Below are 15,688 nucleotides of genomic sequence, written 5' to 3'. Positions count from 1 at the left end.
GCCGGATGGATCACAGCACGCCCTTGCTGAAGGTCCAGTCGGCGAATTCGCTGCTCAAGGTGGAAATATGACGATTGACGTCGCCCGTGGCGGCGTCCGTCGGCGCGCGTGCCGTCACGGTGCCGTCGGTGTTGACGGTGAAGCCGTACTTCAGGCTCTCGAGTATCGAGACGCGCTTGCCGACATGCACGCTGGTGATGCTGAGCACCGCATCCCAGTTGATGGCGCGCGCCGGGTCGGGCACCCGCCTGGGGTGGTCCGTGAAGTGGTTGCCGAAGCGCTTGTGCTCTGCGGCGGTGTAGTAGAAGGGCGCACCCTCGGGATCGTCGTTGGGATGGGGGTCGACGTACGGCGACACGGCGCCGTTCAACGGGTCGTTGGTGTCGATGGTCTGGGTCCACTGGTATTCGGCCGAAAGGCCCGCCGCGGCCCCTCCGATCAGCCCGCCCACGGCGGCGCCGATGCCGGTGCCGATGACGGGAACGACGCTGCCGATGCCGGCGCCGATGGCGCCGCCCGCGCCTGCACCCAGGCCGGTGCGGGCCAGGGTCCTGACCCAGGTCGACGCGTCGACTTCCATGCCAACGCCCCTGGGTATGCCGGCCGCCGCGCCGGAGTGCTCGGTCGTGAAGGTGGGGCTCAGGATCTTGTCCTGTTCCTCGCCGCCAGGCTGCAGGCTCTTGTCGCGCGGGCCCCGTTGTCGCGGCGCGGCAGCGGGGCTTGTCGGGGCGAGCACCGAGAAGCCCGTCACCCGGAGCCTGGGTGCGCCGGCGGAGGTCTCGACGCCGCGTGCCGAGGCCTTGTCCGCATGGCCGCGATCCAGGCTGTCGATTCCGTAGGCGGGCGGTGCGACGGCCAACCCGCGCGGGCCGCTGCCGGCGTCGGCATGGGCTGGGCGTGCCGTGGATTGCGCCACCTTGGCTGCCTGCGACATTTGTTTCATGACTTGCCCTCCTTGGTCAGTTCGCGCCGGATGCCGCGCTGCAACACCTCGGCCGTGACGAGGCTGTCGCCCGCTTCCAGGGCCTGCAGCGAGGCATAGCGCACCACGTTGATGATGGCGCCGCCGCACATCTCATGTTGCGCCGCGATGCGGGCCAGGTCTATCCCGTCCTCGAAGCGCGCCTGGGCCGCGAAGCCGCGGCGCCAGAGCTGCAGCCGCTCTTCCTGGCGCGGCACCGGAAAGTAGATCATCGATTCGAAGCGGCGCGCGAAGGCGGCGTCGATGTTGTCCTTCTGGTTGGAGGCCAGGATGGCGATGCCGTCGAAGGTCTCGATGCGCTGCAGCAGGAAGGAGACCTCCTGGTTCGCATAGCGGTCGTGGGCGTCCTTGGTCTCGGTGCGCTTGCCGAACAGCGCGTCGGCCTCGTCGAAGAAGAGGATCCAGCCCTTGTGCTGGGCCTGGTCGAAGACGCGGGCGAGGTTCTTCTCGGTCTCGCCGATGTACTTGGAGACCACCAGCGAGAGGTCGACCTTGTAGACCTCGCGCCCGGTGGCCTTGCCCAGCAGGCAGGCCGTCATGGTCTTGCCGGTGCCGGGCGGGCCGTAGAAGAGGGCGCGGTAGCCCGGGCGCAGCTTGGGGCCCATGCCCCATTGCTCCATCAGCGTGTTGCCGTGGCGCAGCCAGATCTCGATCTCGCGCACCTGGGTCAGGGTGCCGGGGTGGAGCACGAGGTCGTCCCAGGCCAGCGCGGTCTCGATGTGGCGGGCCGGGAAATCGATGCTGAGGTCGGGCCGGCGCGCGTGGCCGGTGGTGAACAGGGCCGCGCATTCGTCGGCCAGGCGCAACGTGCCCCGCAGCAAGGGCTCGTCGCGGCCCTGGGGCAGCAGGCGCAGGATGTCGTGGCGGGCGAAGCAATGGTCGCGGTCGAACAGGCTTTGCAGCGCGAATCGCGGCTCGAGCGCGCTGCCGGCGATCAGGAAGGCCAGGGTCTCGCCGGTGGGCAGGAAGTCGCCTGCGGCGTCGCGGGCGCCGCCGAACTCGGTGAAGCGGCGGTCGAAGGTCTGGTTGCGGGTGTGGAAGATGTCCAGCAGCTGCGGCCGCAGCTGGGGCACCAGGGCCAGCACGACGGCGGCGCGTTCTGGCAGCGAGAAACCATAGTGGCGCAGAAACCCGGCATAGGGCGAGGCGGAGGATGCGAGGTCGGGCGGCGCCACCTCGAGGACGCTGGCGACGCCGGCGTCCTGGCCGAAGTAGAGCTTGAAGCGTGCGTCAACAAGGCGGGCAAACCAGGCCAGCTCCTGCTCCAGGTCATGGGCATTGAGGGCCGCCGCCGAGGGCATGGCCATCTGGCGGATCCGCGAAGGCGATTCGGCGCGCATCGGCTGGCTCACCACTGGACCTGGAGCAAGGCGCGCATCCAGGGCAGCTTGACGAGGTTGATGCCCCACGGAAAGCGATCGAGCACGATGTCGTGGGTGGCGCGTTCCACGCGCAGCAGCCAGTGGCCGCCCTGGGCGCTGAGCTGGCCCTGGCGCAGCAGGAAGCTGGCGCGGAAGCCGGCGCCGGACATCGCGCGCAGGATGGGCGCCTGCGCGATGGCGGCGGCCAGCAGTTCTTCGCAGGCCTCGGCCTCGGCCGGCGTGGGCGGGGGACCGAAATCGAAGACTTCGTCGGCCGCCAGCCCGCACAGCAGCTTGTTGAGCACCAGCACATGCTCCGGCGGATCGGTCTCACCCGTGGCCCCAAGTTGCAGCAGGCCTACGCCACGCTGGGCCGCGGCGGCGTCGATGAACTGCCGCTCGTGCAGCAGGCCCAGGCGATCAAAGAAGGTGGGCAGGAAGGGCCAGAGGATGACGAGGCCGGCGTTGTCGACATAGACCTCGTCGGCGTCGCCGAAACGGGCCGGGGCCGGGACAGGCGCCGCCCGCCGTGGCGGGGGCGCCGGGGGCATCGGGGTCGCGGCTGGTGCGGCGTCGCGGGCGATGTCCAAGGCCTCTGCACCCGCCGGCGCAGCCTGTTGGGGCGCCGCACCCAGGCTCCGTGGCGCCAGGACGCCGGCGCGGACCTGTGCCAATGCCGCTGCTTGCGCCATGGCAGCAGTTGCGTCCGGTGCAGCCGCAGCAGCTGGTGCTGGTGCTGGTGCTGGTGCTGGTGCTGGTGCTGGTGCTGCCTGTGCAGCTGGCGCAGGTGTTGCAGTTGCTTTAGCGGTGGCAGCCGCGCCAGTGACCGCGGTCTCTTGGCCTTCGGCGATCAGGGCGCGCAGGCGACTGGCCAGCCGGCGGCGTGAGGGAGTGGCCTCGGCGTCGCCGGCTGCTGCGCCGAACGCGGCAAGCAGGGCCAGCGCCTCGGTCCGGATCTCGGCGTCCAGGCCTTCGACCAGGCGGTGCAGGCGCGGCCAGAGATCGGGGGCGGGCGGCACCTGGGCTTCCAGTTCGGCCAGGGCCTGCCGAATCGAAGCCTGCGGCGCCGCGCCGGCAAGGGCGGGGGACGGCAGGGGCGCTGCGGGGGCCGCAGGACTGCGTGCGGCGACTGGGCGTGCGGCGGCGGACTCCTGCCCGGGCCGGACGCTGCGCAGCAGGCCGTTCAGCCATTTGGCTTGACCGGGATGGCTTGACGCCGCACCCAGGGCGTCGAGCAGGGCCGCATAGGGCGTGCCCAGGCGCCGCGCCACTCGGCCCAGCGCGGCGGCATGATGGCCTTGGCGAGAGGGCGCCCCGTCGGCGACGGCGACGGCGTTGGCGTCGGTGCTGGTGGCGGCGCTGCGCAGCAACTCTTCCCACCACAGCGTGCGCATGGCGTGCGCGGCCCAGCCCCGCGTGCGGCCAACCTGGGCCAGCGGCAGCAGCCAGGTCGAGGCCGGACCGGCGGCCTCCAGGTTGGGCAGGCGCAGCGCGACCAGGCCGTCCAGCAAGGCATCGGGCAGGGCCAGTGCCAGACGCCGGTGCGTGCGCTCGGCGTCCGGCGCGGCGGCAATGGCCTGCCACAGCGCGCGTGGGGCGCGGGCGACGAGGCGGTACACGCAGTCCACGAGCAGACCACGGTCGGCCAGGTCGGCCCACCAGGGCAGGGTGCCGGTGCGCAGGTAGATGTCGAACATCTCCAGTTCGGCATCGTCGGCCGGGGTCTTGCCCAGGGCCTCCTCGAGCCGGGCCGAGAAGGCGGCCTCGAAGCGCTCGCCCAGCGCGGCTTCCAGCGCCTGGGGTGGCAGTGCTCCGAGGTCGATCTCGAGCCGTTCTATGCGGTGCAGGCGGTCGGGCGCGGCCACGCGCGAGCAGATGTCGTCCACCAGCGGCAGCAGGCGGTTGCGATGGGCCGCGGCCAGGGCCGCCTGGAGCTGGGGCGCGGCTTCTTCGCTGCAGCCTTCGAGGGCCAGCACCATGCGCATGATCTTGTGCTGCTGGGCCAAGGTGATTGCCGCGCGTTCAGGTGGCCAGCGCCACGGCGGGCCGCGCCGCGAGCATCACCGCGACCTGGTCATCGTCGGCGCGCACGGCCCGGATGGCGAAGACGGTGTCGACCGTGATCGGTCCTGTGGGCAGGGCGAGTTCGCCGCCGTTGCCCGGCAGCGGCTTGCCCAGGGCTTGGTCGTCCACCACCAGCTGGTAGATCACGCCCGGCTGGCTGGCAGTCAAGAGCACCTCGGTCGCGGTGCCCGAGGGCACGCTGTCGCGCCGCATCAACGCCGCCAGGCGGGTGTCGGGGCGCAGGCGCACCGGCAAGGCGACCACGCGCTCGACCGCCATGCCCTTGTGGACGGCGCGCGTGACGACGAGTTCGAGGGCGGCATCCTCGACCAGGGCTTCGGTTCCGAACGCCAGATCGCCGCTGTCGCCGTCCTGCGGCAGGCCGATGGAAGTGTCGCCCCGCATGAGCCGGTAGCGGTCGTCGGCATTGCTGGACAGGACGACGATGCTCGCCTCGGCGCCGTGGTCCAGCAAGGCTTCGGCCTTGATGTCGGGCACCGTCGCGACCAGGGCCTCACGCGCCATCGCGGTTTCGACCCCGGTCTGGGCCTTGACGGCACGGATGGACAGCGCGGTGTCGGTGGCAAAGGGCTTGATCTCCAGCACCGGCGGCCGTGGATGCGGGATGGCCGGGGTGGCCGGCGCAACGTCGGCGTCGGTGGCGACGGCAAAGTCGATCTCGACGGCGATCTGGCCCAGTCCCTTGTTCTGGCTCTCGTCCCCGGTGTCGCGCTGGTGGAAGTAGGCGGGCAGCGCGAACTCGGAGGCCGCCGCGCCGGGGCGGCAGTGGTAGAAGACGCCGGGCTGGCCGTCGGCGACCTGCATGGCGCCGCCGCTTTCGGCGCCGGCCACCGGCACGCGCAGCGCCAGCACGCGCTCGGCGTCGGGTTCGACCAGCACGGCCGCCGCGGCGTCCAGCGCCAGCGCAGAAGCGATCTGCGCCGTGCCCGGCTTGTCGACATCGACTTCGTGCAGCTTGGTGGCCTGCACCAGATAGACGGCGTCTTTCAGGCGCTGCGGCGCCGCCAGCCGCAGTTCACCGCCGGTGCCGGGAGTTGCCGGGCCCAGCGGCTCGAAGCCCGAGGGCGTGATCCAGGGGCTGGCAGAGGCCGGGCGGGGCGCCTGCACATCAGGCCGGCCCGGTACCGCCACCGTGACGCGAAGGGGATCGCCGGCCGCGCCGTCGCGCAGGAACTCGGCGTCGGCGATGGCCCGCGCATAGAGGCGGTAGCTCGCGCTGGCCTGGGTCTGGGCAATGCGGATCGCGGCGTCCTGGGCGTGGGCGACGATGGACGCGGGCTCGGCCGCCAGGGCCGGCGCCGGATTGGCCATCACCTTGAGGAAGAGCCGGGCATCGAGCGGCGTGGTTTCCACGGGCCGGTTGTCCGCGGCCAGGAAGACCTTGGTGGCACGCACGCGGATCACGAGATCCTCGAACACCGCGCCGGTGTTCAACAGCACGGCGCCGAGATTGCCCGAGGCGGTGATATCGGGGTGCTCGGTGTTGTCGAGGATGAGCCCGTAGTCGACGCCTTCCTGGCTCTTGTTGACGCGCACCTCGACGCTGCTGCCATAGGGCACGATGCGCGGGTCGGCGGGCTGGGGCTTGGCCTTGCCGGCGTCGAGCAGCGGCGCCGCGACGATCTCGATCACCAGCGTGGTGTCGATGCCGACCTTGACCGGCGCCACCTCGTCGAGCAGGCGCGGCCCCTGCGGCGCCAGCGGCAGGGGCGAATGCTTCTTCTCGACCTGGATGCGGTAGGTGACGTCGTCATTCACCACCGGCGTCTCTATGACCAGCGTGCCGCCGTCGCCGTCGGCGCGGAAGGCAGGCCCCAGCGGCACGCCCTTGGGGCCGCAGAGCTGGTAGCTCATGCCGTCCTGGGCGTTTTCTATCGGGATCTTGGCGGTGCCTCCGAAGGCCACCTTGAGCTGGTCGGCGACCACGTTCAGGTCGGTCAGCGGGTAGGTGTCACCCATGCCAAGCAGGTCGATGACGCGGTCGCGCGCACTGCGCACAGGAACGTCGTGATAGGGGACGGCCATGGTCAGAGCCCCAGGTCAGCCAGGCGATGGCTGCGCCATTGCGCCAGCCACTGCGCATGGGCGGCCTCGAAGGCCTGCATGGCCGGGCGATCCAGCCAGATCAGGTGGGCAGTGAGATGGGCCGGCGTTTCCTCGCGCACCGTCTGCTCGACGAACTGGCGGAAATTGGCGTCCTGGTAGCGTGCCGGCCAGTCGGGGAAGACGAGGCTGAACTGCAGCGAGTAGGGATCGCGGCTGGCCGCGGCGCGCAGCAGCGGCCCGCGCTGGGCGAGGTCGCCGGCCAGGGGGCGCAGCAGGATGTGCTCGACGAGGTGGAAGCGTTCCTCGGCCGTGGCGATGCCCAGCTTGCGGCGCAGCCCCAGTTCGAGCCCGCCGAGGTTGTCGTCGCCCGCGGGCTGCAGGTAGTCGAAGGCGCTGCCGCGCGTGCGGGCGATGCGCGGCCAGTCGCGCAGGAAGGCGCGCTTGTCGCGCGCCATGCGTTCGGCCAGCGGGTCGCCGTCCTCGCCCCAGGCGCCGGCCTGCAGCAGCGCGTAGTCGCGGAACTGTTCGCCGTGGCGGGCCAGCAGGTGGTCGAGGAAGCGGTCGCGGCGCTCGAGGCCGGCGCGCGCCGAGCGGGCTTGCCAGGGGTCTTCGGTGATGGCCTGCAGCAGCGCCGCGCGCTCGGCCGCCGGGCGCGGCCGGCGTATGGCCTCCAGCCCCAGCGCGCCGCTGTCGGGCACGGGCTGCGAAAAGTAGGAATCGGGTGTCTCGTCATGGACCGAGAACAGCCGCGCCACGCCGCCCAGCTGGGCGAATTCATTGGCCAGGATCTGCTCGAAGAACATCAGATAGGCCTTGAGCTGGCGTGCCTGGGCACGGCGCTCGGGTGGCGCCGAATCGGCCAGGCCGGCCGCACCGATGCCCCAGGCGAGCGGAAACTGCTGCTGCACCGGAAAGTAGCTCGCTGCGTCGCGGTCGCGGCCCGGCCGTGGGCGCAGGTCGCGCTCGGCCGCGGCAATGGGCGCCGGGCTCGCCGCCAGGCCCAGCTCGGCATAGAGGCGGCGTGCGGCAGCCTGTATGCCCTGGTCGACGCGCAGGCCGCGGCGCTCAAGGCGGATGTCGGAATCCTGCAGGTTGAAGCGCGGCACGCGGCCTTCGTCGACACTGAGCAGCCAGTCGCGCAAGGGCCCGCCCGCGCCCAGGAAGTGCAGGCTCTTGACGGCCTCGATGCCGTGTACGGCCATCAGCGCGCGTATCAGGTCGGAGATGCGCACCGAGCTGCGCCGCTCGACCGCACTCATCTCCTCGGTATCGATGAAGCCGTGCTCGAGCGGCGGGCCTTCGAAGATCTCGTCCACGCGCCGGCCGCGCGCCAGCATCTCGGCCAGGCTGTGAAAGGGCACGGTGGGCGAGAGGTAGCTGGCAATGGCCTGGTAGACGCGCGCCAGCAGGGCAGTGGCATCGGCAACGGCGCCTATCTCCAGCGTTGCCGCCAGGCGAATGGGCTGGTCTTCGAGCACCTGGATGGACTCGAAATCCTGGCACAAGCCGCGGCAGCGCAGCAGGCGCCTCGTGGCCTCGCGGCGGATGAGGCCGCCGTCAATGTCGACCAGGCTGGATTTCTCGATCTGCACGCGCAGCAGGCCGCGCAGATGGATCTCCGAGACATTGGGGCTTGCGCTCGCGCCCGGGGCGCCGGCCATCGCGCTGATCTCGCCGTCGGCGGCATCGAAGCGGGCCTGGGCCTCGTCGACAACGGCTATCCAGGCATTCTTGACACCGGGCACGTCGAGCACCAGCTTGCGCAGGTCGGTCAGCGTGACCGGGCTTGTGGGCAGGGCCTGGGCCGGCGTGGCCAGGCTGGCATAGGGGTCGCCGCCACCGCCAGCCAGCAGATCGGGCACATCCCAGCCGGCGCGGTAGGCGAGGTCGGTGAGCGCATAGCAAAGCTGCTCGAGGATGGTGATGCCGGGGTCGTGGGCATTGTGGTCGGTCCACTCGCGGCCGGCCAGGCGTTGCACCAGGGCCAGGCCCTGCTCGCGCAGCGCGGCGTAGTCCGGCGCCCAGGCGATGGGCGCTCCTGCCACGGAGCCTTCAGCTGTGATCATGCGGCGATCCCCCGGCTGCGGCGGGACTCAGCTCGAAAAGACGAAGACATCGATCAGCCCCTTGTCCGCAGTGAGCGGGTCCAGCGCCTTGCCGATGATGGTGCCGGGGCGGTAGAAGCTCTGGCCGGCTACCTCCACCGGCGTGGCCCGCATCGCGTGGCCAGGCGTCGACGAAGAGGTGAGCAGGTCGCCGCGCTTGATGGCGCCGTTTTCGGCCACCACCTTGCAGGGCACGCGACCGCACAGTGCAACGGGGTAGAGCGTGCCGCCCTGGAACTCGTGGTCGACGTTGAGCAGGAAGCCGGGCTGGGTGGAGACAATGCCCAGCAGCAGCGGGTCGTTGGCACTGATTGCGCGCACGATGCGGTCGGCTTCCGGGTCCAGCGAGACCAGTTCGCCGGCCTCCAGCGTCTGCAGCGAGGCGTAGTTCTCGGCCAGGTCGCGCGGGCCGGTCTGATAGCCGTTGCGCGACCAAACCGTGCCTTCGGCCTCGATGTCCCAGGTGTGGATGCCGCCGACCCAGCCATTGGTGCGCGGCGTCGGCGACCAGCCGCGGGTACCGAGGTTGCCGGTGATGGCGGCGTTGCCGGCACCGGGGTTGCCCCAGCCGCTCCAGCCGCCGACATTGAGCGACTCGGGCGCGAGCACCCCGGGGACGTGCGTGCCCGAGGTGAAGGCGCGGTCCTGGTTGATGCGCAGCCAGGTGTCGGAGCCGCGAAAGGCATGCTTGCCGTGGATGGCCACGTCGCCAGCGACATCGAGCTTGTTGGCCGGCTCGCGGGTGCCGATGCCGACATTGCCGGACGAAATGAGCGCGATGTGGTCCTGGGGGTCGTTGCCGACGAAGAGTTCCAGCGTGCAGTGCTCGCTGGTGCGGGCGAAGAACCGCAGCCCGGCCTCGTCGCCGCCGCCCCCCCCGGGGTTGGGGGAGAACTGGATGCCGGCCGCGCCCGAACTGCCGGCGCTGGCCATGATCGCGCCGCCGGCCACCTCGAGCCGGGCGCGCGGCGCATTGCTGCCGATGCCGACATTGCCGTTGAGCAGCAGCGTGTTGAGCGGGCCCCACCCCATGTCGCGCCCGATGGTGACGCGGTTGATGGCGTCGCCCTCGAAATACATCAGGCTGGTCAGCCGCGTGCCGGCGTCGTGTACCGCGATCTCGGTATTGGACTGGGCCTCTAACATCAGGCCAGCGGTGCTGGGGCTCCAGAGATTGCCGCCGCCATAGTTGGCATTGGTGCCGCCTATCGTCAGCGAGCCCGGCGCCATGAAGCCGTTGCGCACCGCAAAGCCGACGCCATTGCTGACGCTGGCCGTGCCGTTGACCTCGAGCCGGCCCACCGGCGTGGTGGTGCCTATGCCCACGCTGCCGTCGCGCAGGATGCTGAGCACGTCGCTGCCGCCGGCTGTCCACAGGGCCAGGCGGCCGCCGGGGCGATTGGCCAGCTCGACCCGGTTGCCCAAGCCTTCGTTGGTGGATATGCGCAGAAAGGCCTGGCTGCCGCTGGATTCGAACAGGCCCACGGCATCGGGGGCGACGACGTGGAACTTGTGGTTTGGCGCTGGCGTGCCGACGCCGAGATTGCCCCTGAAGAAGGCATTTCCGCTGCCGCCCTCGACGTAGGCGTCGCCGGCACCCGAGCCGAGGAACACCCGCTGTCCGGGTGGCGCGCCCAGCATCAGCGGCTTGGCGCCGTCGTCGCCGGAATAGACCCCGGGCATGCCCCAGGCTGCGCCGACGCGCAGGCGGCCGGCGTTCTCGGCCAGCACCATCAGGTTGGCGCCATTGACGAAGGCTGGGCCGCCGGCTACATGCAGCCGGTAGCCTTCCGGCGAAACGGTGCCGACGCCGACATTGCCGGTGTTCTGGTCGATGTAGAGGCGGCTGTTGCCGTCGCCGTCGCTGACGCTGAAGCCGGCGCGGGCGGTGGCGGCGTCATTGGGATTGGCGCGCGGGCGCAGGGCAATCGTCCAGGCCGGCTTGGCGTCGGCGAAGAACTTGTAGAAATTGATGGCCTTCTTCTGGCTGTTGTCGTCGCCGTCGGCCTGCAGGCTCAGCGGCTCGCCGGCCAACTTGGCGATGCCGTCTTCCTTCTGGTTGAGCATGCCGTCGATGAGGTCGGCGAAGTTGCCGGCCGTGGGGACGGCGTTCTTGACGAAATAGGACTTGAGCGCGGTGCGATCGGATTTCTTGATGTCCATCTCGGGTCCTTGTGGGGTGCGGGTGCTGGTGCTGCGTTCAGGCGACCATGAAGTCGAGTTCGATCTTCATGTAGTTGATGCCGGCATGGCCTTCGAGGCGGTAGTCGGCCTGCGTGATGACGTCGAAGTCGTGCTCGTGTGCGGCCACCAGCACGCCGTCGGGCCGGCCGGCGCGGGCGTGGTAGTTGTCGCTGACGGGCAGCATGTTGAAGGTCTTGCCCTCGTCCTCGCTGGTGAAGAGCTTGAACTCGGCGATGTAGTCGACGTAGTCGCGCAGCTCGATGAAGTTGATCAGGCTGTTGGCATAGACGCTGCCGCCGATGACCAGGTCTTCGCCCTCCTGGTAGGCCCAGGGCGAGAGGAAACGGTTCAGTTCCTCGTTCAGGCGCAGGCGGCTGAAACCCTCGTCGGCGCCGGCCACGAAGCGCACGCCGCAGCGCACCTTCACCGGCACGTAGTGCGCGTTCTTCACCTTGACGCTGGCGCAGGGCGGCGTCTTGTCCTGCAGGTAGGTCTCGATGTCGCGGATCACATCGGCCGGCGCCTTGGGCTCGAAGGGGTCGTACTGGAAGCGGTTGCGGATGTCGGGGATGACGACCAACTCGATCAGCCCGGCCTGGCGCGGGTGGGCCTGTGGATCGGCGCTCAGGCACTTGACCTTGAAGATGTGCGGAAAGCGCTCGAGCACCAGGCGCTCGTAGTCCCAGGGCGTGAGCGCGCGCTGCTTGTGGCGCAGGCGTTCGGCCACGCGCACATGGAAATCGCCGTCGCGCTCGGCCGTCTTGCCGCCGAAGGAGGTGTAGGGCTGCTGCAGGCCCAGCAGGCCGGGCACGGGCGCCACCGGGGCCTTGATGCGCTTGGCGGGCAGTGGCTCGGCCAGATGGTCGGGGGCGTTGTCCTGGTCGTCGAAGCGGGCGGCCACCGCATTGGCGTGGATGGCCACCATGTCGCAGACGCTGCCGGCGCGGCGCGTGATGGCGGCGCGCAGCCAGTACAGGCCGGGCGCCAGCAGCGTGCTGGGCTTGGCCGGCTGGAGCGCGAACTCGACGATGCCGGAGTTGATGAAGCCGCGCGTGCCGTCGGCGAGCAGTCCACCTTCGTGCAGCGTGAGCCAGCGGTCGCCGCTGAGATAGCTCCACTGCACCGGCTCGGGCGCGAGTTCGGGGTTGGCGCTGCCGTCGGCCACCTGGAACAGCAGCGAGACGTTCTGCAGTGCATTGACCTGGGCGAGGCCGATGTAGAGCTCGCCCTCGTGGCTGTACTGGGGCAGCCAAGGGCAACCGGGCTGCGTGGCCTGGCGCTGCAGTTCGCGCCAGCCGAAGGGCTCGACGTGGAACAGGCGCTCGGCAGTAGCGGTGCCGGCAGCGGGCCCGGCATCCAGGGTCAGGTCGACCGAGGCCGAGTAGTCCAGGCTCAGGCTCTTGACCTTGGGCGTGTAGGGCGGGTTGAGCTGGTAGAGGGCCGGGTTGACGGTGGTTGTGCCGGTCTTGTTGGCGATGGCCGCGGCCAGTTCCAGCGATTTCTGCAGCGCCAGCGCGGGGTAGGCCGCATGCTGGAAATCGGGTGCCGACAGCTCCCAGATGAAGTTGCGGTTCCACTCGCCGACATCGGCCGCGCCCGCCTGCGCTGCCCCCGGATTGCCCTGGTCGGCGGGCGGGGCCAGCGTGAGCACGGCCTCGTCGGTGGCGGTGGTGGCGAAGAGCGCCGGCTCGCCCACCTTCCTGTGTACGCCGGCCTCGTTGAGCCACACCGCCACCTTGAAGCTGGCATTGGCAAGGGCGCCCGGGTAGTTGGCGTAATGGGTGGCCAGCAGCGGCGGCACGCCCATCCAGGTGATGCGGAAGGCCAGCGTGTCCAGCCGTTTGCCGACGATCTCGGGGTGGCCGACGGTGAAGCGCGAGCCGGTGGCGGGGCGGATGCCGAAGGGTTCGAAGGGCTTCTTGGCGTCGAGCACGGTCTCGTCGTTGCGGATCTGCAGGCCTTGCATGCCGGAGGCCGTCACGCCCAAGCGCACGCGCATCAGCAGCAGCCGGCGCAGCACCGGGTAGGGGCTCAGGTAGCACTTCTCGACCTCGCTCCACACCGGCTTGAGCATCAGCCGCAGCACCGGCGCTGCGGCTTCCATGCCGTGCAGTTCACGCGTGGGCGGCGCCAGCGCCGGCTTGCCCTTGGCGATGGCGAGATTCAGCTGCAACGCGCGCAGCTTGGAGGTGTCGACGCCCGCCACGCGCGGGTGGTCCATGTTGGCATTGAGCCAGGACAGGGTCTGGCTGTCGGGCTGCATCCAACCCTTGGCCGTGCTCAGCTCGATCTGGAAGGGGATGACGGTGGCCAGCAGCTGCGCATTGACGGTGGGTGCCAGCAGGGCCAGCACCTTGGCGAGTTCGAAACCCAGCGGGTCGTTGGAATAGCCCAGCGTCAGCGCCACCGTGCGCTGGCCCTCGCTCAGGGCCAGCAGCGGCGAGGCCAGGGCCCAGCCGAACACCGGCGCAGGCACCGGCTCGGGCGTGCGTGCCACTTCGCCCTCGCCAAAGGTGCGCCAGCGCGGCAGGGCCTGATCACGGGCCGTGCGGGCCAGCACCGCCCGCGCATCGGCGGCCGGGTAGAGATTGCGCCATTCGAGCCTTTCGGCCACCGGCACCTTGAAGGCTTCGCGGTTGCTCTGCGCCACCTCGAGCACCTGGCTGAAGCGTGCCCAGTCGGGCGCGGTGTCGGTTCCGGCGGCGACCGCGCCCAGGTCGCGCAGTGCGTCGGCGCCCACGTTCAGCGCTTCCAGCGTCTTCAGCGCCTCGTCGACCCAGGTCTTGAGCGAACCGCCTTCGGGTGGCTTGGTGTCGAGCACCCGCACCAGCATCGCGGCCAGGGCCGCGAGCCGGTCGGCGGGCTGGGCCCTGGCGAGATCGAGCAGGGCGTTGCGGCGGCGTGCATGGATCAACTCGGCGTGGGCCGCTGCGAGGATCTCGCCGACACGGGCCCAGTCCCAGGGATCGGCGGCGGCCGGGCCCGTGCGCGTGACCACCTCAAGCATGAACTTGCAGGCCTCAGCCGGCATGCGGAACCAGCGTTCGACGTCCTGCAGCGACTGCCACCAGGCGTCGAGCCCGCCGGTCACGGTGTAGTCGGGCGTGCCCAGCGCCGCCGCCAGCTTGGCGGCGAAGTCGTGCAGCAGGCGCACGGCCTTGGGCAACTCGAACAGCGGGTCGGCCTTCTTCACGCGGCCGGCGTCCTGCAGCAGGCGGTCAATCTCGGCCCACTGGTTGTCCATCACCGTCTTCGCCTGCATCAGCGCCTTGAAGTCATCCAGCGACAGGAAGAGGCGGTTGCGGATGAAGCGCTGCACATCGCTGCGGTGGAGGTAGACCTCGTAGGCGTCCTCCATGCTCTTGACCTCGAGCAGGCCGTTGAACAGCTCGGCCATTTCGGCGTCGGTCTTGCCGAGCACGGTGGCCAGGTTGCGCATGAAGTCGCCCGAATCCGCAAGGCCGAAGCTGGCGCTGGGGTTGCCCAGGCGCATGCGGCCGGCAGCTTCGAGAATGGCGTTGATGCGCGTCCAGTCGGCCCTCTCGTTCTTGGGCTGGCGCAGTTGCCTGAGCCGCATCAGCAGGCGCAGGTCGTCGAAGTGCGGCATGCCCAGGGCGAGCTCGGCCACATTGACCAGCCTCTGTACCTGCAGCAGCGCGGCGAAATCGACGACTACGGCGACGACGGCGCCCTGGGGGCTTGGGGCCGGCACGCCGCTGTAGATGGGCACCGGCAGCGGGTCGCCCGCATTGGGCTGGCCGAGCGCGATGCGCAGCAGGGCGAGAAAGCCTTCCTGCTTGAGCCCGGTGTTGTTGCGCCGCACCGATTCGAGGATGGTGTCTATGGCCTCGGCGATGCCGGTGATGCGGATCTCGGCGTGCAGCGAGGCCAGGGCGGCCACCTGCACCCGGTTGGCGACGATCTCGCGCTCGGTGCGGTAGACCAGTTCGCGGCCCAGGTTGTCGACGCCGCCGCGCAGCGCGGTGGCAGCGGGGAGCAGCAGTTGCGGCGTGCCGGCTTCAAGCTCGACCAGCACATGCACGCGGTCGGGCACCGCCGCCTTGCGCACCATGCGCAGCACATCGCGGTAATGGAACTCGAGGTGACGGCCGGTGAACGTGTTGATCTGCTCGCGCACGCGGGCCAGCAGCTCCAGGAAGACCAGGAAGAGCGCGAAATGCGGCCTCGCCAAGGGTGCCGCGCGGTCTTCGTCCCAGGCCTCGGGCGCCTGCGCGTAGGCGGCTGCTGCGTCGAGGTCGATGTCACCGATGAAGCCGCTCCAGTCGCCCTCGGTCTGCTCGGGGTCGGCCAGGCCGAAATAGCGCAGCTCGCGGGCATGGGCGCGGGCGAAGGCCAGCAGGTCGCGCGTGCTGCGCTCGTCGACGAGGGCGAAGCCGGGGGCCAGCTCGCGCGAGACCCGTCCCGACTGGCTGGTGCCGTCACGCGCGATGGCGCTGGCAGAGGGCAGACCGTTAGCCATGCGTTGCCTGCGCTATGCGCCCTTGAATTTGAGGTTGGTAGTGACAAACATGCCCTGGCCGCTGTACTGGGGCGTGGCGTCAGGGATGGGCGACGAGGCCGGTACCGGCTGCTGGGCCGGGCTCTGGACTTCGAACTTGGCCGTGAAGTTGCCGCCCTTGAGCAGCACGGCCTTGCCGCCGGTGTTGGTCTTCTGGGCCTTCTGGTTGCCGGCCAGCGAGGCGATCTTGAGCGTGCCACTGCCGGGTATCGAGTACTGTGGCGTCATGTACATGCAGCCTGCCACCTGCACGTCGCGCTCGTCGCCGTCAACGCAGATGGCCTTGCCGCCTATCGTGGCCGGGCCGCTGCCGGCCAGCTTGCCGGGCTGCACCACCACCATGGCGGGCGAGAACGCGGGCATGAAGATGACCGTGTCGCCGTCGATGAGGATGAAGTCCGCCATG

At 70.2% G+C, this 15,688-nt stretch carries 8 protein-coding genes; all 8 read right to left on the bottom strand.

Annotated features, from left to right (window positions below; all coding sequences use genetic code 11):
- Nucleotides 1–10: 10 nt before the first annotated feature.
- The 8 genes from JMV16_RS09905 to JMV16_RS09870 are packed head-to-tail and all read right to left on the bottom strand — an operon-like array spanning nucleotide 11 to nucleotide 15,687.
- Nucleotides 11–943 (bottom strand): hypothetical protein, encoded by a 933-nt coding sequence (locus tag JMV16_RS09905; RefSeq protein WP_201494082.1) that lies wholly within the window; start codon nucleotides 941–943, stop codon nucleotides 11–13.
- Nucleotides 940–2,289, bottom strand: a complete 1,350-nt coding sequence (locus JMV16_RS09900) for an ATP-binding protein (RefSeq protein WP_201494081.1) — start codon at nucleotides 2,287–2,289, stop codon at nucleotides 940–942. Before JMV16_RS09900 ends, JMV16_RS09905 begins: the two co-directional genes overlap by 4 nt.
- A gap of 41 nt (nucleotides 2,290–2,330) precedes the next feature.
- Nucleotides 2,331–4,349, bottom strand: a complete 2,019-nt coding sequence (locus JMV16_RS09895; RefSeq protein WP_201494080.1) for a contractile injection system tape measure protein — start codon at nucleotides 4,347–4,349, stop codon at nucleotides 2,331–2,333.
- Between the two features lie 16 nt (nucleotides 4,350–4,365).
- The gene (locus JMV16_RS09890; RefSeq protein ID WP_201494079.1) at nucleotides 4,366–6,453 is read right to left on the bottom strand and encodes a hypothetical protein; all 2,088 of its coding nucleotides are present in this window, start codon (nucleotides 6,451–6,453) and stop codon (nucleotides 4,366–4,368) included.
- Nucleotides 6,454–6,455: 2 nt separating this feature from the next.
- Nucleotides 6,456–8,540, bottom strand: a complete 2,085-nt coding sequence (locus JMV16_RS09885) for a hypothetical protein (RefSeq protein WP_201494078.1) — start codon at nucleotides 8,538–8,540, stop codon at nucleotides 6,456–6,458.
- Between the two features lie 27 nt (nucleotides 8,541–8,567).
- Nucleotides 8,568–10,742: a hypothetical protein gene (locus JMV16_RS09880; RefSeq protein WP_201494077.1), complete on the bottom strand. Its 2,175-nt coding sequence runs from the start codon at nucleotides 10,740–10,742 to the stop codon at nucleotides 8,568–8,570.
- Nucleotides 10,743–10,779: 37 nt separating this feature from the next.
- Entirely contained in the window at nucleotides 10,780–15,243 is a 4,464-nt protein-coding gene (locus JMV16_RS09875) for a baseplate J/gp47 family protein (protein ID WP_201494076.1), read from the bottom strand.
- A 12-nt stretch (nucleotides 15,244–15,255) separates the two neighbouring features.
- Nucleotides 15,256–15,687, bottom strand: coding sequence for a hypothetical protein (locus tag JMV16_RS09870; protein WP_201494075.1), 432 nt, complete (start codon nucleotides 15,685–15,687; stop codon nucleotides 15,256–15,258).
- Between the last annotated feature and the right edge of the window lies 1 nt (nucleotide 15,688).

This window comes from Rubrivivax sp. A210, assembly GCF_904426505.1.
Lineage (GTDB): Bacteria > Pseudomonadota > Gammaproteobacteria > Burkholderiales > Burkholderiaceae_C > Rubrivivax.
This window is presented reverse-complemented; position numbering and strand designations above follow the sequence as displayed.